The sequence below is a fragment of the Alteromonas naphthalenivorans genome (assembly GCF_000213655.1).
In the GTDB taxonomy this organism is placed as follows: Bacteria; Pseudomonadota; Gammaproteobacteria; order Enterobacterales; family Alteromonadaceae; genus Alteromonas; species Alteromonas naphthalenivorans.
Genome location: NC_015554.1, coordinates 4,627,231 through 4,653,317, shown reverse-complemented (window position 1 = coordinate 4,653,317; position 26,087 = coordinate 4,627,231). Strand labels below are relative to the sequence as shown.

24 protein-coding genes are annotated in these 26,087 nt (G+C 42.5%); 19 read left to right on the top strand and 5 right to left on the bottom strand.

What is annotated here, in order from left to right; genetic code table 11:
* Positions 1 to 147 precede the first annotated feature (147 nt).
* Positions 148 to 1,041 carry a response regulator transcription factor gene (locus AMBT_RS20280; protein ID WP_013786536.1) on the bottom strand — a complete coding sequence of 298 codons (894 nt, stop codon included), beginning with the start codon at positions 1,039 to 1,041 and terminating at the stop codon, positions 148 to 150.
* Positions 1,034 to 4,399, bottom strand: a complete 3,366-nt coding sequence (locus AMBT_RS20275; RefSeq protein ID WP_013786535.1) for a hybrid sensor histidine kinase/response regulator — start codon at positions 4,397 to 4,399, stop codon at positions 1,034 to 1,036. The genes AMBT_RS20280 and AMBT_RS20275 overlap by 8 nt, the downstream gene beginning before the upstream one ends.
* A 247-nt stretch (positions 4,400 to 4,646) precedes the next feature.
* Between AMBT_RS20275 and AMBT_RS20270 the strand changes: the two genes are divergently transcribed.
* The 14 genes from AMBT_RS20270 to ppiC all read left to right on the top strand — a co-directional run bounded on the left by AMBT_RS20270 (position 4,647) and on the right by ppiC (position 17,793).
* Positions 4,647 to 5,642, top strand: coding sequence for an outer membrane beta-barrel protein (locus tag AMBT_RS20270; protein ID WP_012519291.1), 996 nt, complete (start codon positions 4,647 to 4,649; stop codon positions 5,640 to 5,642).
* Between the two features lie 35 nt (positions 5,643 to 5,677).
* Positions 5,678 to 6,952, top strand: coding sequence for an urea ABC transporter substrate-binding protein (gene urtA, locus AMBT_RS20265; protein WP_013786534.1), 1,275 nt, complete (start codon positions 5,678 to 5,680; stop codon positions 6,950 to 6,952).
* Positions 6,953 to 7,130: 178 nt separating this feature from the next.
* Positions 7,131 to 8,801: an urea ABC transporter permease subunit UrtB gene (urtB, locus tag AMBT_RS20260; RefSeq protein ID WP_013786533.1), complete on the top strand. Its 1,671-nt coding sequence runs from the start codon at positions 7,131 to 7,133 to the stop codon at positions 8,799 to 8,801.
* Positions 8,801 to 9,979 carry an urea ABC transporter permease subunit UrtC gene (gene urtC / locus AMBT_RS20255; RefSeq protein WP_013786532.1) on the top strand — a complete coding sequence of 393 codons (1,179 nt, stop codon included), beginning with the start codon at positions 8,801 to 8,803 and terminating at the stop codon, positions 9,977 to 9,979. The genes urtB and urtC overlap by 1 nt, the downstream gene beginning before the upstream one ends.
* Positions 9,979 to 10,806 carry an urea ABC transporter ATP-binding protein UrtD gene (gene urtD / locus AMBT_RS20250; RefSeq protein ID WP_013786531.1) on the top strand — a complete coding sequence of 276 codons (828 nt, stop codon included), beginning with the start codon at positions 9,979 to 9,981 and terminating at the stop codon, positions 10,804 to 10,806. The genes urtC and urtD overlap by 1 nt, the downstream gene beginning before the upstream one ends.
* Positions 10,807 to 10,839: 33 nt before the next feature.
* Positions 10,840 to 11,535, top strand: coding sequence for an urea ABC transporter ATP-binding subunit UrtE (gene urtE / locus AMBT_RS20245; RefSeq protein ID WP_013786530.1), 696 nt, complete (start codon positions 10,840 to 10,842; stop codon positions 11,533 to 11,535).
* Positions 11,536 to 11,557: 22 nt separating this feature from the next.
* Positions 11,558 to 12,511 carry an urease accessory protein UreD gene (locus AMBT_RS20240; RefSeq protein ID WP_126873993.1) on the top strand — a complete coding sequence of 318 codons (954 nt, stop codon included), beginning with the start codon at positions 11,558 to 11,560 and terminating at the stop codon, positions 12,509 to 12,511.
* 25 nt (positions 12,512 to 12,536) lie between these two features.
* Positions 12,537 to 12,839 carry an urease subunit gamma gene (locus AMBT_RS20235; protein WP_012519284.1) on the top strand — a complete coding sequence of 101 codons (303 nt, stop codon included), beginning with the start codon at positions 12,537 to 12,539 and terminating at the stop codon, positions 12,837 to 12,839.
* 31 nt (positions 12,840 to 12,870) lie between these two features.
* Positions 12,871 to 13,179, top strand: a complete 309-nt coding sequence (locus AMBT_RS20230; protein WP_013786528.1) for an urease subunit beta — start codon at positions 12,871 to 12,873, stop codon at positions 13,177 to 13,179.
* A complete protein-coding gene (gene ureC, locus AMBT_RS20225) occupies positions 13,179 to 14,882 on the top strand; it encodes an urease subunit alpha (protein ID WP_013786527.1) in 1,704 nt (567 codons plus the stop codon). The genes AMBT_RS20230 and ureC overlap by 1 nt, the downstream gene beginning before the upstream one ends.
* 12 nt (positions 14,883 to 14,894) lie before the next feature.
* Positions 14,895 to 15,359: an urease accessory protein UreE gene (gene ureE, locus AMBT_RS20220; protein WP_013786526.1), complete on the top strand. Its 465-nt coding sequence runs from the start codon at positions 14,895 to 14,897 to the stop codon at positions 15,357 to 15,359.
* Positions 15,360 to 16,058, top strand: a complete 699-nt coding sequence (locus AMBT_RS20215) for an urease accessory protein UreF (RefSeq protein ID WP_013786525.1) — start codon at positions 15,360 to 15,362, stop codon at positions 16,056 to 16,058.
* Between the two features lie 51 nt (positions 16,059 to 16,109).
* A complete protein-coding gene (ureG, locus tag AMBT_RS20210; RefSeq protein WP_013786524.1) occupies positions 16,110 to 16,721 on the top strand; it encodes an urease accessory protein UreG in 612 nt (203 codons plus the stop codon).
* A 793-nt stretch (positions 16,722 to 17,514) separates the two neighbouring features.
* Positions 17,515 to 17,793: a peptidylprolyl isomerase PpiC gene (gene ppiC / locus AMBT_RS20205; protein ID WP_013786522.1), complete on the top strand. Its 279-nt coding sequence runs from the start codon at positions 17,515 to 17,517 to the stop codon at positions 17,791 to 17,793.
* A 56-nt stretch (positions 17,794 to 17,849) separates the two neighbouring features.
* Here the strand turns inward: ppiC and AMBT_RS20200 are convergent, their stop codons facing one another.
* Together AMBT_RS20200 and AMBT_RS20195 are read right to left on the bottom strand one after the other, a co-directional pair.
* Entirely contained in the window at positions 17,850 to 18,548 is a 699-nt protein-coding gene (locus AMBT_RS20200) for a hypothetical protein (RefSeq protein WP_013786521.1), read from the bottom strand.
* 107 nt (positions 18,549 to 18,655) lie between these two features.
* Complete coding sequence (locus AMBT_RS20195; protein WP_013786520.1) at positions 18,656 to 18,856, bottom strand: DUF6435 family protein; 201 nt, start codon at positions 18,854 to 18,856, stop codon at positions 18,656 to 18,658.
* A gap of 403 nt (positions 18,857 to 19,259) precedes the next feature.
* Here AMBT_RS20195 and AMBT_RS20190 point away from each other — a divergent pair, with 403 nt between their 5' ends.
* The 5 genes from AMBT_RS20190 to speA all read left to right on the top strand — a co-directional run bounded on the left by AMBT_RS20190 (position 19,260) and on the right by speA (position 24,822).
* Positions 19,260 to 20,417, top strand: a complete 1,158-nt coding sequence (locus tag AMBT_RS20190; protein WP_013786519.1) for an NAD(P) transhydrogenase subunit alpha — start codon at positions 19,260 to 19,262, stop codon at positions 20,415 to 20,417.
* 2 nt (positions 20,418 to 20,419) lie between these two features.
* On the top strand, positions 20,420 to 20,704 hold the full coding sequence (locus tag AMBT_RS20185; protein ID WP_013786518.1) for an NAD(P) transhydrogenase subunit alpha part 2: 285 nt from the start codon (positions 20,420 to 20,422) through the stop codon (positions 20,702 to 20,704).
* Between the two features lie 11 nt (positions 20,705 to 20,715).
* Positions 20,716 to 22,104, top strand: a complete 1,389-nt coding sequence (locus AMBT_RS20180; protein WP_013786517.1) for an NAD(P)(+) transhydrogenase (Re/Si-specific) subunit beta — start codon at positions 20,716 to 20,718, stop codon at positions 22,102 to 22,104.
* Between the two features lie 241 nt (positions 22,105 to 22,345).
* Entirely contained in the window at positions 22,346 to 22,786 is a 441-nt protein-coding gene (locus AMBT_RS20175; protein ID WP_013786516.1) for a hypothetical protein, read from the top strand.
* A gap of 125 nt (positions 22,787 to 22,911) precedes the next feature.
* Positions 22,912 to 24,822: a biosynthetic arginine decarboxylase gene (gene speA / locus AMBT_RS20170; protein WP_013786515.1), complete on the top strand. Its 1,911-nt coding sequence runs from the start codon at positions 22,912 to 22,914 to the stop codon at positions 24,820 to 24,822.
* 83 nt (positions 24,823 to 24,905) lie between these two features.
* On the opposite strand, the gene AMBT_RS20165 is transcribed toward speA, so the two are convergent.
* Positions 24,906 to 26,054 carry a serine hydrolase domain-containing protein gene (locus AMBT_RS20165; RefSeq protein WP_013786514.1) on the bottom strand — a complete coding sequence of 383 codons (1,149 nt, stop codon included), beginning with the start codon at positions 26,052 to 26,054 and terminating at the stop codon, positions 24,906 to 24,908.
* Positions 26,055 to 26,087 lie beyond the last annotated feature (33 nt).

Sequence of the window (26,087 nt, the reverse complement as noted above, 5' to 3'; positions counted from 1 at the left end):
TCAAAATATTTAAGGTTAATATTGTTATAATATAACATATCATTGCTGGCAAGTTCGAAAATAGTGAATTGGGGGGTATGGGCAGTTGAAAATGTAGTTAAGGTGGATAGATTTAACGTAAATTTATTTCTTCATTTAAGTATATTTCTAACGTTCTAAAAGCCTCAGGGCGATAGCTGCGGCAGAGGTTTTATTGTCTACTCCAAGCTTTTTGTATATCTGTTCAAGATGTTTATTTGCTGTCCGAGGACTAATATCAAGAATTTGAGATATTTCCCAACTCGTTTTACCAAAAGAAATCCAGTAGAGAACTTCAGATTCGCGTTTGGTGATAGGTAAATTTTCTTGTAAGTATGTAGATGTTTTGCTCGTCGAAGGTTCTACAACTTTAAGTAAGTGATAGGAATCTTGAATACCTAAATATTGAATGGGCAAAGGGGATAAAAAGCAGTTTATTGTCAATATAGCCGACTCTTTCAAGTCGCTACTTTGAAGCCAAGGAGCAAGCTTTGTTGAGATACTCGCCCACGGGCTAGTGTCCTTGCCACATATTTTTTCGATAAACTGATGAACATTTGGAGTTGCCCAAGACAAGCGGCCTTCAGGGCTTACACAAAAAGTATTGCTGCCCGTCCTATCAAGCGCACTTTGTGCACTCAAGGCGAGCTTCGCTGTTTGTATGTGGGTTTTTATTCGAGCGATGACTTCATCAGGGGAAATAGGTTTGGTGACGTAATCAATCCCTCCTGCATCGAAACCTTTTACTACATCGTCTATTTCAGTTAACCCTGTCATAAATATAATTGGGGTGTTAGGGAGTATCTTCTTCAGTCTCTTACAGGTTTCAAAACCATCCATTTCAGGCATAACGGCATCGAGAAGTACAACGTCGGGTTTAACTTTCTCAACAATAGCCAAAGCTTGAATACCGTTTAAAGCTACAAGCGCGGTGAAACCTTGGGTATTTAATGCGACATTTAACATCCCCAGCGACTCGGGGGAGTCATCGACAACTAGCACGACATCACTGATATTATTCATGAATACACTCACCTAAATATCTGATTATTTCTGGAAAGTTACATTGGGAAATATGTTGCTTTATATTTGACTCTACATCAGGCGAAAAATAATGATGGGTTTCTATTTCCGTTAGCTTGCTATTAAACCCAGATAGATACCCAATTTCAGCTAATGTAATCAATTCTCTGTAGTGGTCTGATGTGACGGGCGTTCGTAGCTGTTTTTTTGTCTGCGTTATGCTTGTGGTTTCATTGGGGGAATATTCCCAATTAAGCTCTAACAACTGCCCAATTTGATTGAATAGAGAGTCTAAATTAAACGGCTTTGAAATATACCCGTTATGCAGTTGGGTTTGGGCCGTATGGTGCTCTAACTCGCGAGCGTTGGCTGAAACCATGAGTACTGGCATCAACCAACTATCTATTCTTAGTGTTGACAGCAAATCCCATCCACTCGAGTTAGATAATTTTACATCTAATGTAACTAAGTCAATGTGGTGATTTTCTAATTGAGAGAACGCTTCCTTCTCATTTTCCGCTAGCAATACATTAAAACCAAGTGGAGTTAATACATCTTTAAGCAACTGCTGTTGATGAGGCTCATTGTCTATCACTAATATAGTTTTACGCGTGCCTGAGTATGCACAAACTTGTTGGCTATGATTTTCCGGCGTGGTTTGATGTTGAATAATGCGTGGAAGCATTAAGCGCAAAGTAAATGTTGAACCTTTCCCTAGTAAACTTTTAAAGCTTAGTTCGCCGCCCATCAATTCAGTTAATGAGCGAGATATCGTTAATCCTAACCCAGTGCCACCAATCGCCTGTGTATGTGTATTTCTAATTTGCTCAAAGGGCTGAAAAATGGTTTCTTTATGTGCTTCGCTTATACCGGAACCAGTGTCTACAACAACAAAGATCGCGACTTCATTTCTATATTGAACATCGAATCTAACGTTACCGGTCTCTGTGTATTTGATAGCGTTAGATATTAAATTAATCAATATTTGCCTAAGTCTTTGCTTATCGCCAACCACTACATCGGGAAGCTTTGTACTGATGTTAGTGTGAAAATTGAGACCTTTCTTACTTGCCTGCAATTCAAACATATCGATGAGTTGTTTCAGTATGGCTCTAATATTAAATTCATCACGGTGAAGTGTTAGGCGGCCAGCTTCTATTTTTGATATTTCCAACAGGCCTTCAATCAAGTTGGCGAGGTGCTCCCCATTTCTTCGCATGATGCCCATAGTGTCCCGTTGTTTTTCACTTAAACTACCGTCTTTACCTAAAAGCTGTGAATAGCCTAGCATCACATTTAATGGAGTACGTAGCTCATGGCTCAATCCCGCTAAATACCGGCTCTTGGCTTCATTTGCAGCCTCTGCAGCATTCTTTGCTTTTTCAAGCGCAATGGACGTTACTTCATGGGCTCCTATTTCATCGGCCAAAGCTGACGCTTGGGAACGAAGTTCCTTAAGGGCTATTCTGTTAGCACTTCTCGCTAAAATAAATAGCCAACTTAGAACACCGATAATAATAGAGAGTAAGAAAAATATTTTAATTAGCATATCTGCAAAGAGTACATTTGCATCTGAGGTAGAAGGTACTTGAAGGTAAACTAAATATAATATGCTGGCACTAACACAACTTAGCGCAAATGTTAGCGCTATAAATTGTGACATAGGGGTAGTTAAGGTTTTAAGGAGGTCGATACTTAAAAAGCGGTGAAAAAACACTTGGGATTGTGTGGAGAGCGTAGCTTCTGGCCTACATATATCTCCACACTTTACATCTAATGAACAGCATAGCGAGCAGATGACCCCACTATAGGCTGGACAAAAAGTTATATCCTCCTGCTCAAATTCATTTTCACATATGCAACATACACAGCTGGCTTGTGTAATAGCTACTTTATTATCAACCAAATAGTATTTACCACCGGTGAGCGTTCCAATGACAGGAACCAAGATAAAAGGTAAGAAAAAGGCAGCGTATGAGGCGAGAGCTTGAGTTGTTTCACCATACCAGCCGTAATGGCCCGTTATACCGATGAAAGAAGACACGAACATTGCGCCAATCCCCACAGGGTTAATGTCGTATAGATGAGAACGTTTAAATTCAATGTGTTTAGGGCTAATACCTAGCGGTTTGTTTATAATTAAATCAGCTACGACAGAACTTAGCCATGACAATACCAATACAGAATAAACGGATAACATGGTCTCTATCGTTTGGTATATGCCTAACTCCATTAACAACAATGCGATTACTACATTGAACATGGTCCATACCACTCGGCCGGGATGAGTGCGAGTTACACGAGAGAAAAAGTTAGACCACGCTAATGAGCCTGCATATGCATTGGCGACGTTAATTTTTAACTGGGAAATAACCACAAAACTACAGGCAAAGATAAGGCTTATAGTCGGGTTGTCAAAAACTAAGCTAAAAGCAAGGTTATACATGTGTGCAGGATCGTCGGCTAAGTCAATATCCATGCCTTGAGTAAGTGCAAAGTACGCTAGAAAAGACCCTAAAAATAACTTTAATGCGCCAAAAAGAATCCAACCAGGGCCGGCAGCTATCAAAGCAAACCACCATTTAAATCTGCCAGCTTTGGGTCTTTCCGGTAGAAATCTCAGAAAGTCTACCTGCTCACCAATTTGCGCAACTAAGGAAAGTAATATAGCTGAAGCACTTCCGAATAGAAGTAAGTTGAAATTGCCTGCCTCGGTTTCATTTTCGCCAATTCCAGTAAAAGCAATCCAGTCTTTGAAATTGCTGTCAGGATGCTGAAATACGAAAAAGAGAGGCACTAACTGAAGTATTACCCAAATAGGTTGAGACCAAACCTGAAATCGGCTTATATAACTAACCCCATGCGTAACTAATGGAAGTACTATTAATGCACTAATCACATACCCGATTTCCAAAGATATGCCAAATAGGATGTGCAAGGCCATCGCCATGATAGCTGCTTCAAGTGCGAAAAAAATGAACGTAAAAGAGGCGTAAATTAGTGAGGTTATAGTAGAGCCTATGTAACCAAATCCGGCCCCTCTGGTTAACAGGTCTATATCGACGCCGTATTTTGCCGCGTAGTAACTGATAGGCGTGCCGGTCAAAAATACAACAAACACCACTGACAAGATTGCCCATGCCACGTTAATGAACCCAAAATTAATTGTGGCGGCACCACCAATAGCTTCTAGTACGAGAAAAGAAACAATCCCGAGGGCAGTTCCTGCAACCTTATTCAAAGACCACTTTCGAGCTTTCTTCGCGGTAAAACGCAAAGCGAAATCTTCCATCATTTCATTCGCAACAAGTTTATTGTAACTGCGTCGGGTCGGAATTATTTTTTGATTAGATTGCATTTTAAAGTGCTACGTTTTTTTGAGTTATTACAAAGAAATACATTATTTATCAACGAACTTTCGTTGTTTAGATCTTCCCATCTTACATAAGTTAAACCACTTAACCATGCGTATTTATACGTAGGTGGTTGCGTGCTTTTGCGCATTCTTTTCATTGCATTCAAAACTCATAATGAACGTGTTGGAAATAAACACAATAAATAGAGCTCACTGACCATGTGCTGATTACTTTAATAAAGGAATGCAAATGAAACTAGCCCAAACATTAAAACCGGCCGCGGCCGTTGGATTTATCGCTTTGAGTCTCACAGGTACGGCGCACGCGGACGATAAATTTAAATTAACTGACAGTCTTTCGGTTACTGGCTTTATTGATATGTCGTGGTCGTCAGTTGACGTTGAAGGAGTTGGCACCGAACAGTCATCCGGTTTAGATCAATTCGAAATAGATTTTCTTTATAGTTTTGACAGTAAGTTTTCAGCGCAAGTTGACTTGGAATACCAAGACAACGGAACTGGAGAGGAAGTCGACATTGAACAAGCTTTTATTTCCTACGCAGTATCAGAAAATTTTAGTGTAAAAGCAGGACGTTTTCTTAGTTATACAGGTTGGGAAACGGAAGAACCAACGGGTCTCTATCAGTACTCAGGAACTGGCTATGCCGCATACTTTTACGGTGGTTATCAGCAGGGAGTTTCAGGTTTTTACAAGGGAAATGGCTACCAAGTTGCCTTGTCATTGGTTAACGATTTAGGGGACTTAGAAGGTGAGAACAGGGATACAGATCATCCTGCGTTTGAAGCAATGTTAGCAGTTACGCCCACTGAAGCCACAATTGCAAAAGCTTTTTATTCAAGCGACAAGCTCGACGGAACAGATGAAACTACCACACTGGTAAATTTGTGGGCCGCGTATATAGAAGGCTCTCTCACCCTTGCCGTTGAATATAACACTTCAGAAAACGCTCCAGCTTATGCCTATCGCTATGGCATCGATTCAGAAGCCTCTGGTTACTTAATCATGGGCAATTACGCAATGAACGATTTTGCTATTACTTTACGTTATCACGACTATGCAATCGATGATGCAAGTGGCGCAGAAGTAGAAGATGGCAGCGCTATCACGATTGCACCAAGCTATACCTTTACCAAAAACCTATGGGTGGTATTTGAATACCGAATGGGTGAACAAAATGGGGTAGATGTAGACCTTATGGCCCTTGAAGCACTAGTTACTTTCTAAGCTAATTCAATCACATTGATAAAAGGAATACTCAAATGAAATTTAAAAAGATCGCCCTCGCCAGCACAATTATAGTTAGTACATTTTGCTCTCAAATCGTGTTAGCGGCAGATACTATTAAAGTAGGTGTACTACATTCGCTGTCGGGCACCATGGCAATATCAGAAACAACATTGAAAGACACAGTGTTGATGATGATTGAAGAACAGAATAAAGCGGGCGGTATCCTGGGTAAAAAGCTAGAAGCTGTGGTAGTTGACCCCGCGTCAAACTGGCCGCTGTTTGCAGAAAAAACTCGGGAGTTACTGGCACAGGAAAAGGTCGATGTGATTTTCGGTTGCTGGACGTCAGTGTCAAGAAAATCCGTATTGCCCGTAATTGAAGAGCTCAACGGCTTGTTGTTCTACCCTGTGCAATACGAAGGGGAAGAGTCTTCGAAGAATGTGTTCTACACAGGCGCAGCGCCTAACCAGCAAGCTATACCAGCGGTAGATTATTTAATGAATGATATCGGTGCTACTCGTTGGGTTCTAGCAGGAACTGATTATGTATACCCACGCACGACAAACAAGATATTAAAAGAGTATCTGAATGCGAAAGGCGTTAAAGACGAAGACATTCTTATTAACTACACCCCATTTGGTCATTCTGACTGGCAAGGTATTGTTTCTGAGATCAAAAAGTTCGGCTCAACAGGCAAGAAGACTGCTGTGGTTTCTACAATTAACGGCGATGCGAACATTCCATTTTACAAAGAATTAGGCAACCAAGGCATTTCTGCAGAAGATATTCCAGTGGTGGCATTCTCTGTAGGTGAAGAAGAGCTTTCGGGCTTTGATGCAGCGCCTCTTGTTGGACATCTTGCTGCTTGGAATTACTTCCAAAGTGTTGAATCAGATGAAAATGATGAATTTATCGAAAGTTGGCAAAGCTACATTGGTGATGATGAACGTGTAACCAATGACCCAATGGAAGCAACTTATATTGGCTTCAAAATGTGGGTAAAAGCGGTAGAAAAAGCAGGCACTACAGATGTAGACGAAGTAGAGCAAGCGATGATCGGTATCGCAGTGCCTAATCTCACAGGAAGCATCGCAGTTATGAATGCAAACCATCACCTATCGAAGCCCGTGCTAATAGGCGAAATTCAAGAAGATGGTCAATTTGAAGTGGTTTGGGAAACACCAGATACAGTGATTGGTGATGCGTGGTCAGACTTTCTTCCGAGTTCAAAAAACCTCATGTCGGACTGGACTGCACCACTTCGTTGTGGAAATTTTGATGTAACTACGGGTAAGTGTTCGGGTTAGAAGTTTTAAAGAGAGTGGAGAAGCCTGGCTACTGACATACAAGTAGCCAGCCTCCATGACGTTAAGAGCCTGAATCCCAAACGTACTTTAAATAGAGTGTATTTACCACTGTTAGTACAAGAGCATCTAGAAGCGGCTTAAACGTTGTGCATTAAGCTTTGTATAAGAGGAATATAAGATGATTCGAACGCACACCCGGTGGGTTAGTTGGTTATTCATCTGCTTAATATGCTTGTGTAAAGCACCTGTATATGCACAAACAGCAGATGTTCAGACCGTTCAACCTAGCAATGAGAATGACGCTGCACTTTATTCACTCGCAGCTAAATTGCCAAGCGCGAAGTTGAACCAAATGGAATCTTTGGTAACAGAAATTAGCCAAGTTCCTCACCCAAAAACCCGAGAAATATTGTCACTAGTGTTGAACGGTGACTTGTACTATATCAAATCAAATAGGCTGCTTGTTGCCGCTATAAAGGTAGGTAAAGAGTACGAACTAACTGATGTATTGCATGACTCAGAACTCGCATCGGTTAAAAAGTCGAAAATTAGAAAGGTACGCACAAACAACCGACTGCGGGGTTTAATCCGAAGTGCTATCGCTGTACTAGACTTAAATTCCCCTAATAAGGATGTACGTCTACAAGCCGTAAAGCAGTTACTCGACAATCCGTCCACGATGGGGTTAGACGCTATCACGCTACGGCTTGATAAAGAAGAAGACCCAGAAGTGTCAGAATTAATGAATGTGGTGCTTTCATTAAACCAGCTAAAAACGGGTGAGCATCAAGCCAAACTAGTTGCTGTTAGTGATTTAGAAAGTAGTCTGCAGCCTGAAGTGCGAAATACCATGGCAAATATATTAAGGGAATTGCCACAAAGTCAGCGCAATGCGCAAGAAGCAGAACTAGCTGCGGCGCTCAATGAAGTCATTAAAAATATAGACGCAAAGCGCAGCCGCTACGGATTTATTGAAAATGTATTTTTTGGATTAAGTTTAGGCTCAGTATTATTGTTAGCTGCAATTGGCTTAGCAATTACTTTTGGCGTGATGGGTGTAATTAACATGGCGCACGGCGAAATGATTATGCTGGGCGCTTATACTACATATGTCATACAAATTACTTTTCCGTCCCTTATCGAATATTCGCTATTAATGGCTATTCCCGCTGCCTTTTTAGTTTCGGGGTTTGTGGGGGTATTAATTGAGCGAGGCGTAATTCGCTTCTTAAAAGGGCGCCCGTTAGAGACATTATTAGCTACGTTCGGCGTATCTTTAATACTTCAGCAATTAGTGCGTACGGTTTTTTCTCCACTTAATAGACAGGTGCAGGCGCCTGAATGGATGACGGGATCTTGGGTTATAAATCCCGTCTTTTCGTTAACCTACAATCGGCTATACATCATTATATTTTCGCTCGTTGTGTTTTTTACACTGATGTTAATCCTTAAAAAATCATCATTAGGTTTGCACGTTCGCGCTGTATCACAAAACAGGGACATGGCACGCGCGCTTAGTATAAAAAGTGACTGGGTAGATGCTGCTACCTTTGGTTTAGGTTCGGGTATTGCGGGTGTAGCGGGTGTAGTGCTTAGTCAATTGACCAACGTCGGACCAAACCTAGGTCAGGCCTACATTATCGATTCATTTTTAGTCGTTGTATTTGGTGGAGTAGGCAACTTGTGGGGAACGTTAGTTGCGGCTATGTCACTCGGTACAATTAATAAATTTCTTGAACCTATTACGGGGTCTGTGCTGGCAAATATTATCGTGCTGGTAGGCTTGGTATTGTTTATCCAAAAACGTCCGAAAGGCTTATTCCCACAAAAGGGTAGGAGCGCAGACTAATGACTAATTTATTAAACGTTTTTCAAGAGAAATTTAAAACGCTGAGCAACCTTCATGTAGTGGTGAGCGTCTTATTTCTATCAACCGCTTACGTAACTTTTTGTAATCTGGTTTTCGCTGACGGTGCTTTGTTACACGTTAGTGACTACACAGTAAGTCTTTTTGGAAAGTATTTGTGCTATGCACTTTTGGCCTTAGCCGTTGACCTAGTATGGGGTTACTGTGGCGTGCTTAGCTTGGGGCACGGCGCCTTTTTTACACTCGGTGGGTACGCCATGGGCATGTATCTTATGCGTCAAATTGGTGACAGGGGTGTTTATGGCAATCCCGACCTTCCAGATTTCATGGTTTTTCTCAATTGGACAGAAATTCCTTGGTATTGGGCAGGAAGTAGCAGTGCAATTTGGATGGTTGTGATGGTGTTTCTAGGGCCTGGGTTACTTGCCTTTATTTTTGGAACACTGGCGTTTAGATCGCGAGTAAGCGGGGTGTATCTATCTATTATGACCCAAGCAATGACATACGCCCTGATGTTGGCATTTTTTAGAAATGAAATGGGATTTGGTGGCAATAACGGACTAACCGATTTTAAAGAAATATTCGGTTTTTCTTTGCAAAACCCCAGTACCAAACTTGGGTTATTTGTTGCTACAGCCATTGCATTAGCAATTGGTTATGCCATTAGTCATTTTATAGTTTCTTCAAAAATGGGAAGAGTTATTACCGCTACGCGAGATGCAGAAAGCCGCGTTCGCTTCGTAGGGTATAAGCCAGAGCATTATAAAGTATGGATATTTGTCGTTTCTGCAATGTTAGCCGGTTTAGCAGGTGCCCTTTATGTTCCTCAAGTTGGCATTATAAACCCTGGTGAGTTTTCTCCGCTCAACTCAATAGAAATGGTGGTGTGGGTTGCGATTGGCGGACGCTGCACTCTTTATGGTGCGATCATCGGAGCTATTGTAGTGAGTTACGCGAAGACACGATTCACCGCTATTATGCCAGAAGCCTGGCTTTTCGCCCTCGGAGGACTATTTGTATTGGTCACGCTTTTACTTCCAAAGGGTATAGCAGGCTTGCTACCTAATATCTTCGACAAACTATCAATGTTTAATAGTGGGCCTACAACTTCAAAAGAAGAAGCTCCCTCCCATGTAGGTACTAAAAAGGAATTAGAATGATGACCGCTCAAACTACTAAGAGTCCTCAGCTTGCTAATAAAACTCCTCAGCTTGTTGGTAAGCATCCAGATACGCGCCATGGTGTAATTCTATACGTTGAAGATGTAAACCTAAGTTTTGATGGTTTTAAGGCGCTTAACAACTTGAACCTTTACATCAATAAAGGTGAATTACGATGCCTAATAGGGGCGAACGGTGCGGGCAAAACAACGTTAATGGATGTTATTACTGGGAAGACGCGGCCTGATTCGGGCAAAGTTAATTTCGGCCAAAACATAGATTTACTCAGTATGGACGAGTGTGAAATTGCAAGAGCAGGTATTGGACGTAAGTTTCAAAAGCCCACCGTCTTCGAAGCGCTCAGTGTATTTGAAAATATTGAACTGAGTCTGTCAGGTGATAAAGGTATTTGGGCATCTTTGTTTTATAGACTTTCCCCAGAGCAAAAAGACAGTATTGATAACATTTTGCGAACTATAGGGTTAGTAAATGAAGCCTATTATCCCGCAGGCCGATTGTCCCATGGACAAAAGCAATGGCTTGAAATAGGTATGTTATTGGCTGCCGATCCCAAGTTGCTATTAGTTGATGAGCCAGTAGCGGGTATGACGGGGCAAGAAACTGAACGCACCGCTGAACTTCTAACATCATTAGCGGGCGAACGCTCCGTGGTGGTAGTCGAGCATGATATGGCGTTTGTTCGCTCAATTGCTCGTCAAGTTACCGTGCTGCATCAAGGCTCTGTACTTGCGGAAGGCACCATGAATGATATCCAGTCGAACCCAGAAGTTATTCGAGTATATTTAGGCGAAGAAACTGATCATTAAGCATTATCAAACCTGTGCGAAGGCATTAACATTATGATAGAACTACAGAATATTGATCAACAATATAGCGGTACTCAAATTCTTTGGGATGTGAATCTGAAAATAGAAAAGGGTTCTCGAACCGTTATTATGGGCCGAAATGGTGTTGGCAAAACAACGTTGCTAAACGTCATTATGGGGCTGTTGCCAATAAGCGCTGGCAAGCTCACTATTAACAATAAAGATATGTCTAAAGCCTCGGTAGAGTCGCGACCAGAGATAGGTGTAGGCTATGTACCCCAGGGGCGTCATATTTTTCCTCAGCTAACCGTTGAAGAAAATTTGAAGATAAGTTTAAACTGCAAAAGGCAAACTAGTAAGACTATACCTGAGCATATATTTGAACTCTTCCCTGTTTTAAAGGAAATGTTGCACAGACGAGGGGGGGACTTGTCGGGCGGACAACAACAACAGTTAGCGATAGGTCGAGCGTTGGTGTTAAACCCTGATATTTTGATATTGGATGAACCTAACGAAGGTATCCAACCAAATATTGTGCAGCTCATTAGGGATGTGTTGTTGAAGTTAAATAAAGAGCAAGGGCTAACTATTGTGTTAGTGGAGCAAAAGCTTCCTTTCGCAAGAGCGGTGGGTGAAACCTTTGCATTGATGGAAAAAGGTCAGGTAATTGCTACAGGCGATATGCCGGATTTAAACGACGAACTTGTTAGTAAGTATTTAGCCGTATAGCTTATGTATTGAAATGGATGATATGAAACAAGAGTTTGTGAGTGAACAATTATCGGGTGCATCAAGTTCTGTAAATGAGGCCAGTGCAGTAAAAGGCCTCAAAAATAAGTGGTTGGCTAGCTTATTCCTAGAATTCGCCATTAAAAGCAATGTGTCTCAGCTAGTTAAAACTAGCCGTCACGGACCTTTGAATGTTCAGAAGGCATTTTACCCTGAAGGTGAAGATTGTGCGCATGTTTACTTGCTTCACCCTCCCGCAGGGATTGTTTCGGGTGATGAACTCAACATTGAAATTTGTATTCAAGATTCAGCGCATGCGCTTATTACTACGCCAGGCGCCAATCGCTTTTACCGAGCAAGAACCAATTTAGCAATTGGCGACAGTAAGCAAATACAAATAAGTAACGTTAACGTGTTAGGCAAGGGTGTTTGTGAAAACTTTCCACTCGAAACTATCGTTTATGAAGGCGCAGACGCAATTAACCAATTGGACTTATCGTTAAGTTCACAAGCACATTATATTGGCTGGGATATAAGTTCCTTAGGGTTACCCGCCGCTGGTCAGCCATTTAAGAAAGGCCGGTATACTCAACTAAATCGAGTGTTTATCGACGGTAAACTTAATTTTCATGACCGAATTAATCTAAACCCAAATAACAATGTTCGTGCACACGTTGCGGGCCTCAATAACCACTCCGTTTTTGCCACTATGTTGGCCCATGCGCCGAAAGTACGTATAAATGGGAATGAGAAAAGCCAGTTGGTAGAGCGCTTAAGAGAACAAATTGCACATACAGATGGCGTAGACAAACCTAGCCAGAAAGTGAGCGTAACTTACATAAGAGACCTATTAGTAGTGCGATACCTAGGCGACCATACCGAAGAGTGCAAAGCCATATTTACCAGTATTTGGAAAACAATCAGGCCAATTTACATCCAAAAAGAAGCTAATGTTCCTCGTATTTGGCTTACTTAAAAATAGAATGAAAAGGTAGCTTAGAATGGATTTATTACCCAGAGAGCGAGATAAGTTATTAATCTTTACTGCGGCTTTGTTAGCTGAAAGGCGACTAAAGCGGGGCGTTAAACTTAATTACCCTGAAGCAATGGCCTACATATCGATGGAAATAATCGAGGGCGCGCGAGACGGTAAAACCGTTGCAGAAATGATGGATTATGGCCGCACTCTACTCACCAAAGAGCAGGTGATGGAAGGAGTAAGTGAGCTTATTCCAGAAGTTCAGGTAGAGGCTACATTCCCAGATGGCACAAAGCTAGTCACTATTCATAACCCTATTATTTAAAAGTCTCAATTTTTAACAGGAGCATAGGCAAATGATTCCCGGAGAAATAAAAACAGACTCAGGCGACCGCGAGCTGAATGTGGGTAGACCTTGTATTAAGATTAAAGTGGCTAACGCGGGCGATCGTCCAATACAAGTAGGTTCTCATTATCATTTTTATGAAGTGAACAATGCGCTTAAGTTCGATCGGGAAGCCACCAAAGGCTACCGTTTAGACATTACCTCAAGTACTGCTATCCGATTTGAGCCGGGGCAAGAGCGCGAGGTAACTTTGATCCCTTACCAAGGCAGCCGCACGGTCATTGGATTTCAAGGTAAAGTACAAGGGGTATTGAGCTAATGGCAACTATCGATAAACATTCATACGCACATATGTTTGGTCCCACTATTGGCGATCGTGTTCGCTTAGGTGATACGGACTTATGGCTTGAAGTGGAAAAAGACTTTACCGAGTATGGTGAAGAAGTGAAATTCGGTGGCGGAAAAGTAATTCGGGACGGTATGGGGCAAAGCCAAGCAAGCTGTTTTGATACGCCAGACCTTGTAATCACGAACGTGGTTATTCTCGACCATTGGGGAATTATTAAAGCCGATATTGGTATCAAAGATGGCCGTATCGCTATTATTGGTAAAGCTGGTAACCCAGATGTTCAAGACAATATTGATATTGAAATTGGACCCGGCACAGAAATCATTGCAGGCGAAGGGCAGATAGTTACGGCCGGTGGTATAGACGCGCACATTCATTTTATATGCCCACAACAAATAGACGAAGCGCTAATGTCGGGAGTGACTACGATGATTGGTGGTGGAACAGGGCCCGCCACGGGTAGCAACGCTACCACTTGCACCCCTGGGCCTTGGAATATTCATAAAATGCTTCAAGCTACCAATGATTTTCCTATGAACTTTGGCTTCTTAGGAAAGGGGAATGCAAGTTTACCTATAGCATTAGAAGAACAAATAGAAGCAGGCGTATGTGGCTTGAAGCTGCATGAAGATTGGGGGACTACCCCCGCTTCTATCGATAATTGTTTATCAGTAGCAGAGCGATATGACGTTCAAATAGCAATTCATACCGACACACTCAATGAGTCTGGTTTTGTTGAAGATACGTTAGGTGCGTTTAAAGGGCGCACCATACATACTTATCACACGGAGGGCGCAGGTGGCGGTCATTCTCCCGATATTATCCGCGCCTGTGGTGAATCAAATGTCTTACCTTCATCCACCAATCCTACGCGACCTTACACAATTAATACCATAGATGAACACCTTGATATGTTAATGGTTTGTCATCATTTAGACCCGGCTATACCTGAAGATATCGCGTTTGCTGACTCTCGTATTCGTAAAGAAAGCATAGCAGCTGAAGATATCATGCACGACTTGGGGGCTATTAGCATGATTGCCTCAGATTCCCAAGCGATGGGTCGTGTGGGTGAAATGATTACGCGCACTTGGCAAACTGCACATAAAATGAAGCAGCAACGTGGCCCCTTAGCGCCGGATACTGAAAAAAATGATAACTTTCGATTAAAGCGGTATGTAGCGAAATATACAATTAATCCTGCAATTAGCCACGGCATTAGCCATGAAGTAGGTTCTATCGAAATAGGGAAACTCGCAGATTTAGTGCTTTGGAAGCCTGCCTTTTTCGGTATCAAGCCCGCAATGATAATTAAGTCAGGGTTTATTGCGGCAGCCCCCATGGGCGATGCGAATGCGTCAATACCCACTCCTCAACCCGTCTACTACAGACCAATGTTTGGTGCGCATGGATCGGCATCTGCTAATACTTCAATGACGTTCATGTCTCAAGCTTCTTTGGATGCTGGGGTACCAGATAAAATAGGTATGACACGTATGGTAAGTGCTTGCAAAAATACACGCAACATAGGCAAAGATGACATGATCCACAATAGTTGGCAACCTACTATTGAAGTGGATGCTCAAACCTATGAGGTGCGAGCGAACGGCGAGTTACTTACATGTGAGCCAGCAACGACACTCCCATTGGCACAGCTTTACTGTCTGTTTTAAAGGAATAAATAAATGTTACTAGCTTACACACGTCTATCGCATATTCATGAGAATATTGATGATTCTATTACCCTTGATCATGACACCCGAAAGAAAGCGCGGATTAAAAGTACCACAGACACGGGCATAGATATCGGCGTATTTTTAGAGCGAGGACATCCACTTCTTGTTGGAGAAATACTGAAAACTGAATGCGGTAAATATATTGTTGTAAAAGGAAAAGCCGAAGATGTGGCTACAGCTATTGCAGATGATTGGCTGAGCTTCTCGAAAATTTGCTATCACTTGGGCAATCGCCATACATCATTACAAATTGGTGAGCGGTGGGTACGCTTTAAGCCCGATCATGTTTTAGAAGAGCTTGTTGAAAACTACGGGTTAAGTATCAATAAAACACCTGCTGTGTTTGAGCCTGAGAGTGGAGCTTATGGAAAATCAGGCCACAATCATGGTCATAGTCACTCTCATGAGCATTAAATGAAGCCGGCTCCTCAAACTAGCCCATTACAACTTCAGCGACTATTACAGTTATGCAGCGCTAATCTACCGGTGGGCGGATTTTCATTTTCACAAGGCTTAGAGTTCGCTACTGAAAATGGTTGGCTTACCGACAGCGCGAGTACTGAAAGCTGGATAGAAGTGAATTTGGCAGAGTCTATCGCTCAGACCGACCTTCCTATAATCAATCGTTTGTATAAGGCGCTTAATGTAGGTGATACGAAGGCATTTATCTATTGGAATGAGCATATTGTAGCGTGTAGAGAGAGTCATGAGTTATTGCTATCTGATTTAGCTATGGGGAAGGCGTTAATGCGCCTAATGAATCAACTAGATGATTTTAATATCACTCCCTATTCTGGCCTTCTTGAAGGATTAGATTGTAGTTTCGTAAGCGCATATTCGCTGTGCGCTTTCACTTTCAACTTAGATCTTTTATTGGCCCAAAGTGGCTACTGTTGGACTTATATAGATAATCAAGTAGCTGCCGCGACTAAGCTAGTGCCGTTGGGGCAGACTCAAGCACAGAACCTCCTGTTTAGGTTAAGCAATAATTGCGAAGCGCTAATTGCTCGAGCAAATGATGTGAGTGACAACGATATAGGTAATAGCCTACCCCACTTAACGATGGCCAGTGCGTGGCATGAAAGTCAATACTCGCGGTTGTTCAGGTCGTAAGACCGAAACGAAATTAAATTAAAAAGATAAACCAGAAGAGATACACAAATTATGAAAAAACAAGTTTTGCGTATAGGTGTGGGAGGACCGGTTGGTTCAGGTAAAACAGCCCTTCTTCGTCAGCTTTGCCTTTCGTTACGAGACAAGTACAACATGGCGGTTGTTACGAATGACATTTACACCAGAGAAGATGCCGAATTTTTAACGAAAAATGACGCATTGGCTGCCGATCGAATAATGGGGGTTGAGACGGGTGGCTGTCCACACACGGCTATTCGCGAAGATGCCTCAATGAATCTAGCGGCTATAGACGAGTTACAGGCACGTCATAATGATCTCGATTTTGTATTGGTAGAAAGCGGTGGAGATAACCTTAGTGCTACTTTCAGCCCAGAACTTTCTGACCTAACCATTTATGTTATTGATGTTTCTGCGGGCGATAAAATTCCACGAAAAGGTGGGCCGGGTATTACAAAATCGGATTTATTAATCATCAATAAGATAGACGTAGCTGACTTAGTTGGTGCATCGCTAGAGGTAATGGATGCAGATACTAAAAAAATGCGTGGCGACAAACCGTTTATATTTAGCAACATGAAAACTCAGCAGGGCCTTGCAGACATAATTTCGTTTATCGAAAAGGAAGGCATGCTGAGCTTGTAAGACTTAACATTAATATTGAGGGATTAAATCATGAGATTACATTACATATTACTGAGCGCTTTTTTCTTTTTTACGAATACTGCGAATGCGCATACTGATACGTTTCTAGGGGAAGGCGCCCATCACAATTTTTACCACATACTATTTTGGGCAATATGTGCAGCAGTAGTGTTTACAATTTTTCGATGGGTACGAGCTAAGCGAATGAATAAATAGGTAAAGCTTATATTTTAGAGGGTTCAAAACCTACGGATATTATTGAGATAGTCGTAGGTTGCTTAAATTATCATAATGACTTACTAGTTCTTACACAAACCAGCATCTTTCATCCAGTTTGGACAGGTGTTCGCATCATCGCATCGCCATCTAACGCCACTCAAATCAAACTTATCTTTTAAAAGGTAAGGCTTAGATTCTAATCTTAGAATTTCAGTGTAGTGGTAATTTTCCCATCGAATAAAGCAGGCATGAGTGGTTGGCAACCTAGGGCGTATTCTTATTTCTATGCCATCGGGAACCACCTGTGTTATTAAGCAGCTAGTACTGCCACACTTATCCGCTTGAGCTGTAGTAGTGCTAAATAGCCAGAAAAAAACGGTTAAAAAAATGGTTATGCGCATGTGGGTATTAACGGAATGATTAAACTTAGTTTCATTATTTTACTCTTTTTGAATACTTAACTTACTTTGTTCATTTTAGTTAGTTATGCAAAGATTTCCTTTTTGATTCGTCAACGGGTTTTACTTAATAGGGTATACTTGCGTCAATTCAATCACTACAAACAGGCGGGCTAATGGCATCGGCATCTGCACTACATATTCTGGTTAAAACTGAAAAAGAAGCTTTTGCGATATTAGAGCAGCTTAAAAAAGGGAAAGATTTTAGTACCTTGGCTAAGCGCCACTCTACTTGCCCTTCCGGCAAAAAAGGCGGCGATTTAGGTGAGTTTCGTCGCGGCCAGATGGTAAAAGCGTTCGACGATGTTGTATTTAAAAAAGAAGTATTAAAGGTGCATGGCCCAGTTAAAACCCGCTTTGGCTACCATCTAATAAAAACCCTATATCGAAACTAGTGTCATCGAAACTAGTGCTATTGTAGCTACTATCAATGCAACTACTATCAATATAGCTAGGGCACCCAACGTTCGCCACAAACGCCATGCTTAGTATAAATACGGTACGGGCTGGTAGTGCTGTGAATATCTTGACGTAACGCTTTGCTATGATCTACTTCAATAAATGGGGTACTTGATGCTGTACCTTGGTTATCTAATACGTAGTAGCGTGAAGCGTACTCCGTTAATTGCATTTTATTTTCTTGAGCTACGTCGGTAAGGCGCACGCGGGTTACGGCTTTAAATCGAGTGTTGGGGTCGGTGATTGAGAGCAGCTTTTTATAAAAATAGCCTTTATCAGCTTGATGCTGAGAAAACGCATTAAGAACGTTAATTAATGCTTTTAGCCCAATGGCTTCGCGCTGCAGCATAAAATCGTGTTGGGTATAATTCGCATTTGCCGTTACCTGACCTGCGGTGTACACCTGCTCTTCTTCTAAGCTGGTTAGATAGTCTTCTCCCTCTTCATTGTAGTTGCTCAGCGCTGAAGTATTCATGTTAATCATGTAGTCACTAATACCAGCAGGTAGTACTTCAAACAACAATACGTCAGGGGTAACAGCGCCACGCTCTTCTGGGGTCTGCGGACCTTTAGGAATGCACTTGTCGGAAATGAAATAGTAGTATTGTCCGGCATCCATCGCCGTTGCCGTAGGCTGATATACGGTAAGCCCCGCCACAATAGCTAAACAAACCAAAAAACTTTTATACATAACGCAATTCCGCAACAATCAGGCATTGCATCATTGGCGCTGCAATACCGAAAACTAATGCCGCTATTGTAACTGGTATGAAAGTGCGCGCTATACTTTACTCATTTTTATTGTGGCTGCTTCTCTAAGGCTTCAATTTCACCCCACAAGGTTTCCGATTCTTCGGTTAATTTTGCGTAGGTTTTCATGTCACCGTTGCGTTGAGCCTGCATGGCTTTCTCCAACAAAATATTGTATTGCTTACGCATTTTTTTAGATGGGTTAGAATTAAAAATACCGAACATAGCCATACTCTCGTTAATTTTCATCTTTATACATCAGTGAAGTGTACTCTGATCATGCTGCATGCCTTAATTATTTGTAACTAAATCCAGCCAACTTCCTCGTAAATACTGACTCATTCATGAAATTAATGGCCGAGTTGTGATTTATTGTTTTTTCCTATGCCAACTCTATATGAATTCTAGTTATGAGTCGTAGCTAAATAATACTAGTTGAGTATAAGTATATATCGTAAGTTCTCTTGCTGAGTAATAACAATAGTCAACTTTAGACGCAATTTTTAGTACTCAGGACAAAGGTGTTTTAGCGCAACTTCGGAATGAAAATAGATTTGATTTCCAAAAGGCATGTTAAGCATAAGTGAATAAAATGGCTTGTTCATCTATAAAGGATGTCATTCTCGTGGAGCCTGGACGTGAGGAGAAGCGTGTGAAAATCATAGTATTAAACGAATCGAAAATACCGATGCCACTATCCAATGTGGAGAAGCGCTGTGCAGTAACCCCATCAAGTGTGCAACGTTTGGTGAAAAAAGGGGCACAGCTTCATATAGAAAGTGGGGCAGGTTTGTTATCGGGATATGCCGATAAAGAATATGTAGATGTAGGTGGAATTGTTATTGATGATGTGAATAGTGCATTATCAACAGCCGATATGCTTGTAAGCGTAAATAAACCGGCTGAATCCCAACTGTCGGTGATGAAAAAAGGGGCCATTGTGGTTGGCCATCTTGACCCTTTCTTTGAGCAACCGCTGGTTGAGTCAATAGCAAACAAAGGCTTAACGGCTATTTCAGTTGAAATGATCCCCCGCTCATCTCGTGCCCAAAAAATGGATGCGCTAAGCTCACAAGCGAGCCTTGCCGGTTATGTCATGGTAATGCAAGCCGCGAACTACTTACCTTCTATATTACCTATGATGATGACACCGTCTGGCACAATAAAACCCGCCAAAGTGTTCATTATTGGTGCTGGCGTGGCTGGCTTGCAAGCTATTGCCACGGCGAAACGATTAGGGGCGAATGTACTCGCCTACGACACGCGCCCCGTTGTTGCTGAGCAAGTGGAATCTCTAGGCGGTAAGTTTCTTAAAATCGATATTGGCGAAACGGGTCAAACTAAAGATGGCTACGCCAAAGAGCTTACCGATGAACAAAAAGCGAAGCAGCAAGACGCACAGCGTGATGCTATTGCTGATTCAGACATTGTTATTACCACGGCGCAGCTGTTTGGTCGCAAACCGCCAGTGCTAATTAGCAAAGAGACTTTGGCACTAATGAAGCCTGGTAGCGTGGTGGTCGATATGGCAGCCCAATCTGGCGGTAACGTTGAAGGTTCTGTGGCCGGTGAAGTTGCGCAGGTTCATGGTGTAACAGTGATAGGCACAGGTAACTGGAGCCAAGCGGTTGCCCGCGCAGCCACTGATATGTACGCGAATAATATTTATAACTTGGTCGATGAATTCTACGACACCGAAACCAACGCGTTTGGTTTAAATCTAGAAGACGATATTTTAAGTGGCTGTGTTATTGCTCATAACGGCGCAATTACCAACGACATGTTAACCAACGCCTACAAAGGAGCGTAATCATGGAGATTATCTATTTACTGTTTATTGTGCTGCTTGCTGGTTTTCTTGGGTTTGAGTTAATTCGCAAAGTACCTGCAACTTTACACACGCCATTAATGTCGGGCTCTAATGCTATTTCAGGTATTACCTTAGTGGGCGCATTGGCCGCGTCTGGTGGCGACAACAATGTGTTGACCACGGTATTAGGAACGGCGGCGGTAGCGCTTGCCAGCATTAACGTTGTGGGGGGTTACTTGGTAACCGATCGCATGCTAAGTATGTTCAAAAAGAAAGATAAAAAATAAGGAGTATGCAAGTGAATGATATCGAAACCATAATCAATCTTGCGTACGTTGTAGCCGCAGCGTTATTTATTTTAGGGCTAAAATTGCTTAGCCATCCAGATACAGCAAAACGAGGTAACTTTGTCTCTGCTGTAGGTATGTTGATTGCCGTTGTAGTGACCTTGCTCGACCAACAAATAATCACGTACCAATGGATTATTTTAGGTGTTGTTATTGGTGGTGCCTTTGGGGCGTGGAAAGCCAAATCGGTGGAAATGACAGCCATGCCAGAAATGGTCTCGTTGTTTAACGGATTTGGTGGTGCAGCTTCATTATTGCTGGGTTGGGCTACATTGTCTGGCATGAGCATGGTAGCACTTCAAACTGCTACGGCGTTTACGTACATTACCTTGTTCTTCACTATTTTAGTGGGGGGCGTAACTTTCTCTGGCTCCGTGGTAGCTTGGGGTAAGTTGTCAGGCAAAATGTCATCTAAAGCCGTGATTTTTACTGGTCTTCGTGAGCTTAGCGTACTGCATCTAATTGCTATGCTGGTGGTAGGGTACTTATTTACCACTGAACCTCAAAATACGCTGTGGCTGTACTGCGCGATTGCACTGGCGCTAAGCTTCGGCCTGTGGGCAACCATCTCAATTGGTGGCGCCGATATGCCAGTGGTTATTGCCTTGTTGAATAGTTATTCAGGGGTAGCGGCTACGGCGGCAGGTTTGGCAACCGGCAACACTATTTTGATTGTTACTGGCCTACTGGTAGGCGCTTCAGGTCTTATTCTCACTAACATTATGTGTAAGGCGATGAACCGTTCACTAATGAATGTGTTGTTGTCTGGGTTTTCGAAGCCGGTGGAAGCGGGTGAAAAAATTGAAGGCGAAATTAAGATTCTGTCTGCCCAAGATGCATTTTATGTATTAGAAGCTGCACAGTCGGTATTGGTAGTACCGGGTTACGGAATGGCAGTAGCGCAAGCGCAGCACGCAGTACGTGAAATGCAGTCACTATTGGAAGAGAACGGATGCACGGTAGACTATGCCATTCACGCGGTAGCAGGGCGTATGCCGGGCCATATGAATGTACTGTTAGCAGAAGCCGATGTTCCATACGACCAACTGTATGAAATGGATGATGTTAACCCGCGTATGGAAAATTACGACGTGGTGATTGTTATTGGGGCTAACGATGTGGTGAACCCTGCCGCAAAAGAAATGAAAGGTAGCCCAATTTACGGTATGCCGGTTATTGAAGCGTATCGCGCTAAAACCGTATTTGTGCTTAAGCGCTCTGCCAATGCTGGTTTTGCAGGGGTAGATAACCCGCTCTTCTTTAAAGACAATACCCGTATGGTATTGGGCGATGCTAAAGAAACTATTAACAGTATCGTGAGAGAGTTTGGTGACGATTAAGGTATAAAATATCAGTGGCAGGTATAAAATTGCCTGCCACTGTTTCTATCCCAGTTACAGTTCTTATACCTAAGTTTTTGTTTCTTTGTATTTTTATTATTTCCTATTAAATTCACCTGCCAGTCTGCACCATTTTTTTCTGTGAAAAAGATAAGACATTTCTTGTACAACGACAATAATCACCTTTACCATTGCACATGCTACTTTTGTCTAGTTTTTTAAAGGGATTGCAGTTAGTCAGATGTCAAATCAGTATTATCATATTGAAGTGTTTCAAGATCTTGTTTTAGTAACACTGCGCGGGCGGTGGGATATGAGCACTAACATTCAATATCTAGCAGCACTAGGCGATACGCTCAACGCTAGAAGAGGTCGAGCCTTTGATATCATAGTAGATATGCGTACATGGGAAGTGCCAGACTCTGTGGCTTTTGCTCGAATGAAAGCCCCTATTCAACTCGATAGGCGCAATCAAAGAAGCGAAGTATGGTTTGAGGACGAGACAACAAATGCCGAACATATCGCCGCTAAGTTCTTTAATGAGCAAAATTTCAAATTAAAGCGTACCAAGAACACGGGTGCGTTCCTTAAAACTATAGACCCTATATTTGACGATGAAGCAAAAGCGCACATCATTGAGTGGGCTACACGCCACGATCTCGATGAGCAAATCTGTCGATAAACAAAATTAGTCGAGACAATCGATATTTTACGTAGCGCCACTTTATACGTTGTCTATAATACCGCCCTATTTCGCATTAATTTCTGAACAGCAGCGTTCAGCATAGTTTTTAAAAGGTGACTACATTGTCAGATTGGAGCATTGAAGAAGCAGAGCGCGTCTATGGCGTGTCTCAATGGGGTGGCGGCTATTTTCAAGTTGGTGAAAATGGTAACGTGCATGTGACTCCAGTTCCTGATGATCCCAGTATTCGCATCGATTTTAAATCGGTTGTTGAAGAGATTCGAAAAGAAGGGGTTCAATTCCCTGTAGTGGTTCGTTTTCACGACATCTTACGTTCTCAGGTCGCTAGTCTGAACAAAGCCTTTCGCAGCTCTATTGAAGAAGCTGAGTATAAAGGACTTTACCAAGGCGTGTATCCGGTAAAAGTAAACCAGATGCGTGAAGTGGTAGAAGAAATTGTAGAGGCAGGTGCACCTTTTAACTATGGTTTAGAAGCGGGCTCAAAAGCCGAGCTACTTACCGTACTTGCCATGAACACCAACGAAGATTCTTTGACCATCCTTAACGGTTATAAAGACGACGAGTTTATGCGCCTAGCATTATTAGGTAGAAAGCTTGGTCGCAAAATAGTCGTTGTGGTTGAAAAGTACAGTGAATTACTACTGTTAGTAAAAGTGTCTAAAGAACTGAACATAGACCCTATTATCGGCGTGCGCGCTAAAATGACGGTGAAAGGCCGTGGTAAATGGGAAAGCTCTGGCGGCGAACGCGCTAAGTTTGGCCTTACTATTACCGAAATTATTAAAACTGCCCGTTATCTTGAAGAACAAGGTATGTCTCATTGCCTTAAATTATTGCATTTCCACATTGGTAGTCAGCTTACCGATATTCGTGCAGTAAAAGAGGCTATGACCGAAGGCGCGCGTATTTATGCCGATTTGCACAAGATGGGCTTCCCACTAGATTATGTTGATGTAGGTGGCGGCTTAGGTATTGATTACGATGGTAGTAACTCTACTAACGAGTCTTCTCGTAACTACAGCATGCAAGAATATGTGGCCGATGTAGTTTACGGCATGAAAGAGATGTGCGACCTAGAAGGCGTACCGCATCCAAATTTAGTGAGTGAAAGTGGCCGAGCTATCACTGCACACCACAGTTGTGTAGTAACAGAGATAGTAGGCGAAATTAAGTCGAATGCGGCACAAATCGACACGTCTGAAAATGAGAACGAACACGTATTTTTGAAAAATATGCGTGAGTTGTCAGACGATTTCGAGAATCAAACCAATATGCACGAAGTGTATAACGATGCGTCGCAATATAAAGAACAAGCTCTCGGTGCCTTTAAATTACGCGTATTGTCGTTGGAAGAATTGGCGAAAATTGAAACCCTTTACTGGGATATCATGGCGCGTTTGCAAGTATGGTATCGCAAAGAAGAATACGTACCTGAAGAACTGCAAGAGTTAGATTACAGCTTGTCTTCGCAATACTTGTGTAACTTCTCGGTATTTCAGTCGGCTGCGGATACATGGGCCATCGACCAACTGCTTCCCGTAGTGCCGCTTACGCGTATGAACGAAAAGCCTACGGTGAACTGCTCATTGGTTGATATTACCTGTGACAGTGACGGCAAAATTGATCAGTTTTCGATAGGCCGTGAAATTACTGATGTATTGCCGATGCACCCGCTTAAGAAAGATGAGCCTTATTATATCGGCTTGTTCTTAACTGGCGCATATCAAGATGTAATGGGTGACATGCACAACTTGTTTGGTCGCTTGAACGAAGTTCACATCTTTAGCTACGATGACGATCCAGAAGATTTTTACATTGAAGAAGTGGTGAAAGGCTCCTCAGTTGAAGATGTTCTCAACATTATGCAATACAACCCGCGGGCTATGGCGTCTGATGTGAAACGTCTTATCGACAGACAAGTGTCAGGTGGGAAAATTAATCCGAAAGAAGGTGTTCGCTGGACCGATTTTTACGAAAATTGCTTAAGCGGTTATACCTACTTAAAGCCTTAATTTCGGCGGGTTAACGTAAGAAAGCACGCAAGGTGGCGCTTAAAATTCCTATTCGTAATAGAAAACGGGTTTTAAGTGTCAGCCTATTCTTTAGCCTCAGCGTGTTTAAAATAACGCTTCCAAAACTCAGCCGTTGTGGAATTGATCATATTCGATTCGGCATTCATCAGCATCACATATCCGGTTTTATAATCGGGCGCAAACGCCACATCAGCACGATACCCTTTTACCCAGCCTCCATGGTAGTTAATGCGCTTGCCGTCAAAATCATAAACTCGCCAGCCTAGTCCGTAATGGGCGTCTTTTAGCATTTTTCGCCAACCTCTGCGCCTAGTTTCGCGCTGGGTTTTAACCCGTGGTGTGGTGACTTCCTTAATCATGTCGGGTGAGATCACCGTAGGGAACTCGCCCAGCAATGCTTGCAAGTAAATAGTCATATCAGTAATGCTTGCGTTTACACCTGCAGCGGGTGAAAAACGGTAGTAGTTACTTTCAACTGCACCTTCACGCCACCTGTCTCTGGCAATAGCAATGTGTGGGCGAGCCCAAGACGCAGAAGCAAGCAATCCGCCTTTTCCTACGCTAGCGGTATTCATGCCCAGTGGCGTAAAGAGCTGAGTTTGTACTTCCCGAGAATAAGACGAATAGTTGTTGGTAAGGTAATATTCGAGCGCACCAAAAAGTGCATTTTGATAGGTGTAGCATTCGCCGGGCACGCACAAGGGCTCGAGTTTACTCAATGAGGTTAACACCCGCTGCAGAGAATAATCAGCTTCAATTAAGTTGTCGTAGGCATTAGGCATAAAACCGCTAGATTGCCCCACAATATGCTGAAGCTGCAATGTTTCCATACCGTCCACATTGAAAGGAATATCAGGCAATAGGGTGGAAATGGGGGTGTCCCAACGCAAACGTTGTTGCTCAACAAGTTTGGCAGAGAGTAGTGCAGTGAAAGTTTTTGATACCGAAGCTAGGCGAAAGACCGTGTCTTCAGTAATGCGCTTTCCACCTTTATGCGTTCTGCCATAAACATACACTTGTGGCGCCTTGCCTTGCTCGTAATAAACAAAGGTATAGCCGGGCACATTATATTTTGCGGCCTCGCGCTGCACATAGTTGGCATAATCAGAAAGCCAATCGGCGCTTAAAGCGGGAAGTGTCACGAGAAGCGTGAAAAAGAATAGGCTAATTCTAATCAGGCGCGTTACTAAATTGCGCGTGGTTTGCAACATGAATTGGGCTCAGTAAGGGCGCACCCCAAAGGT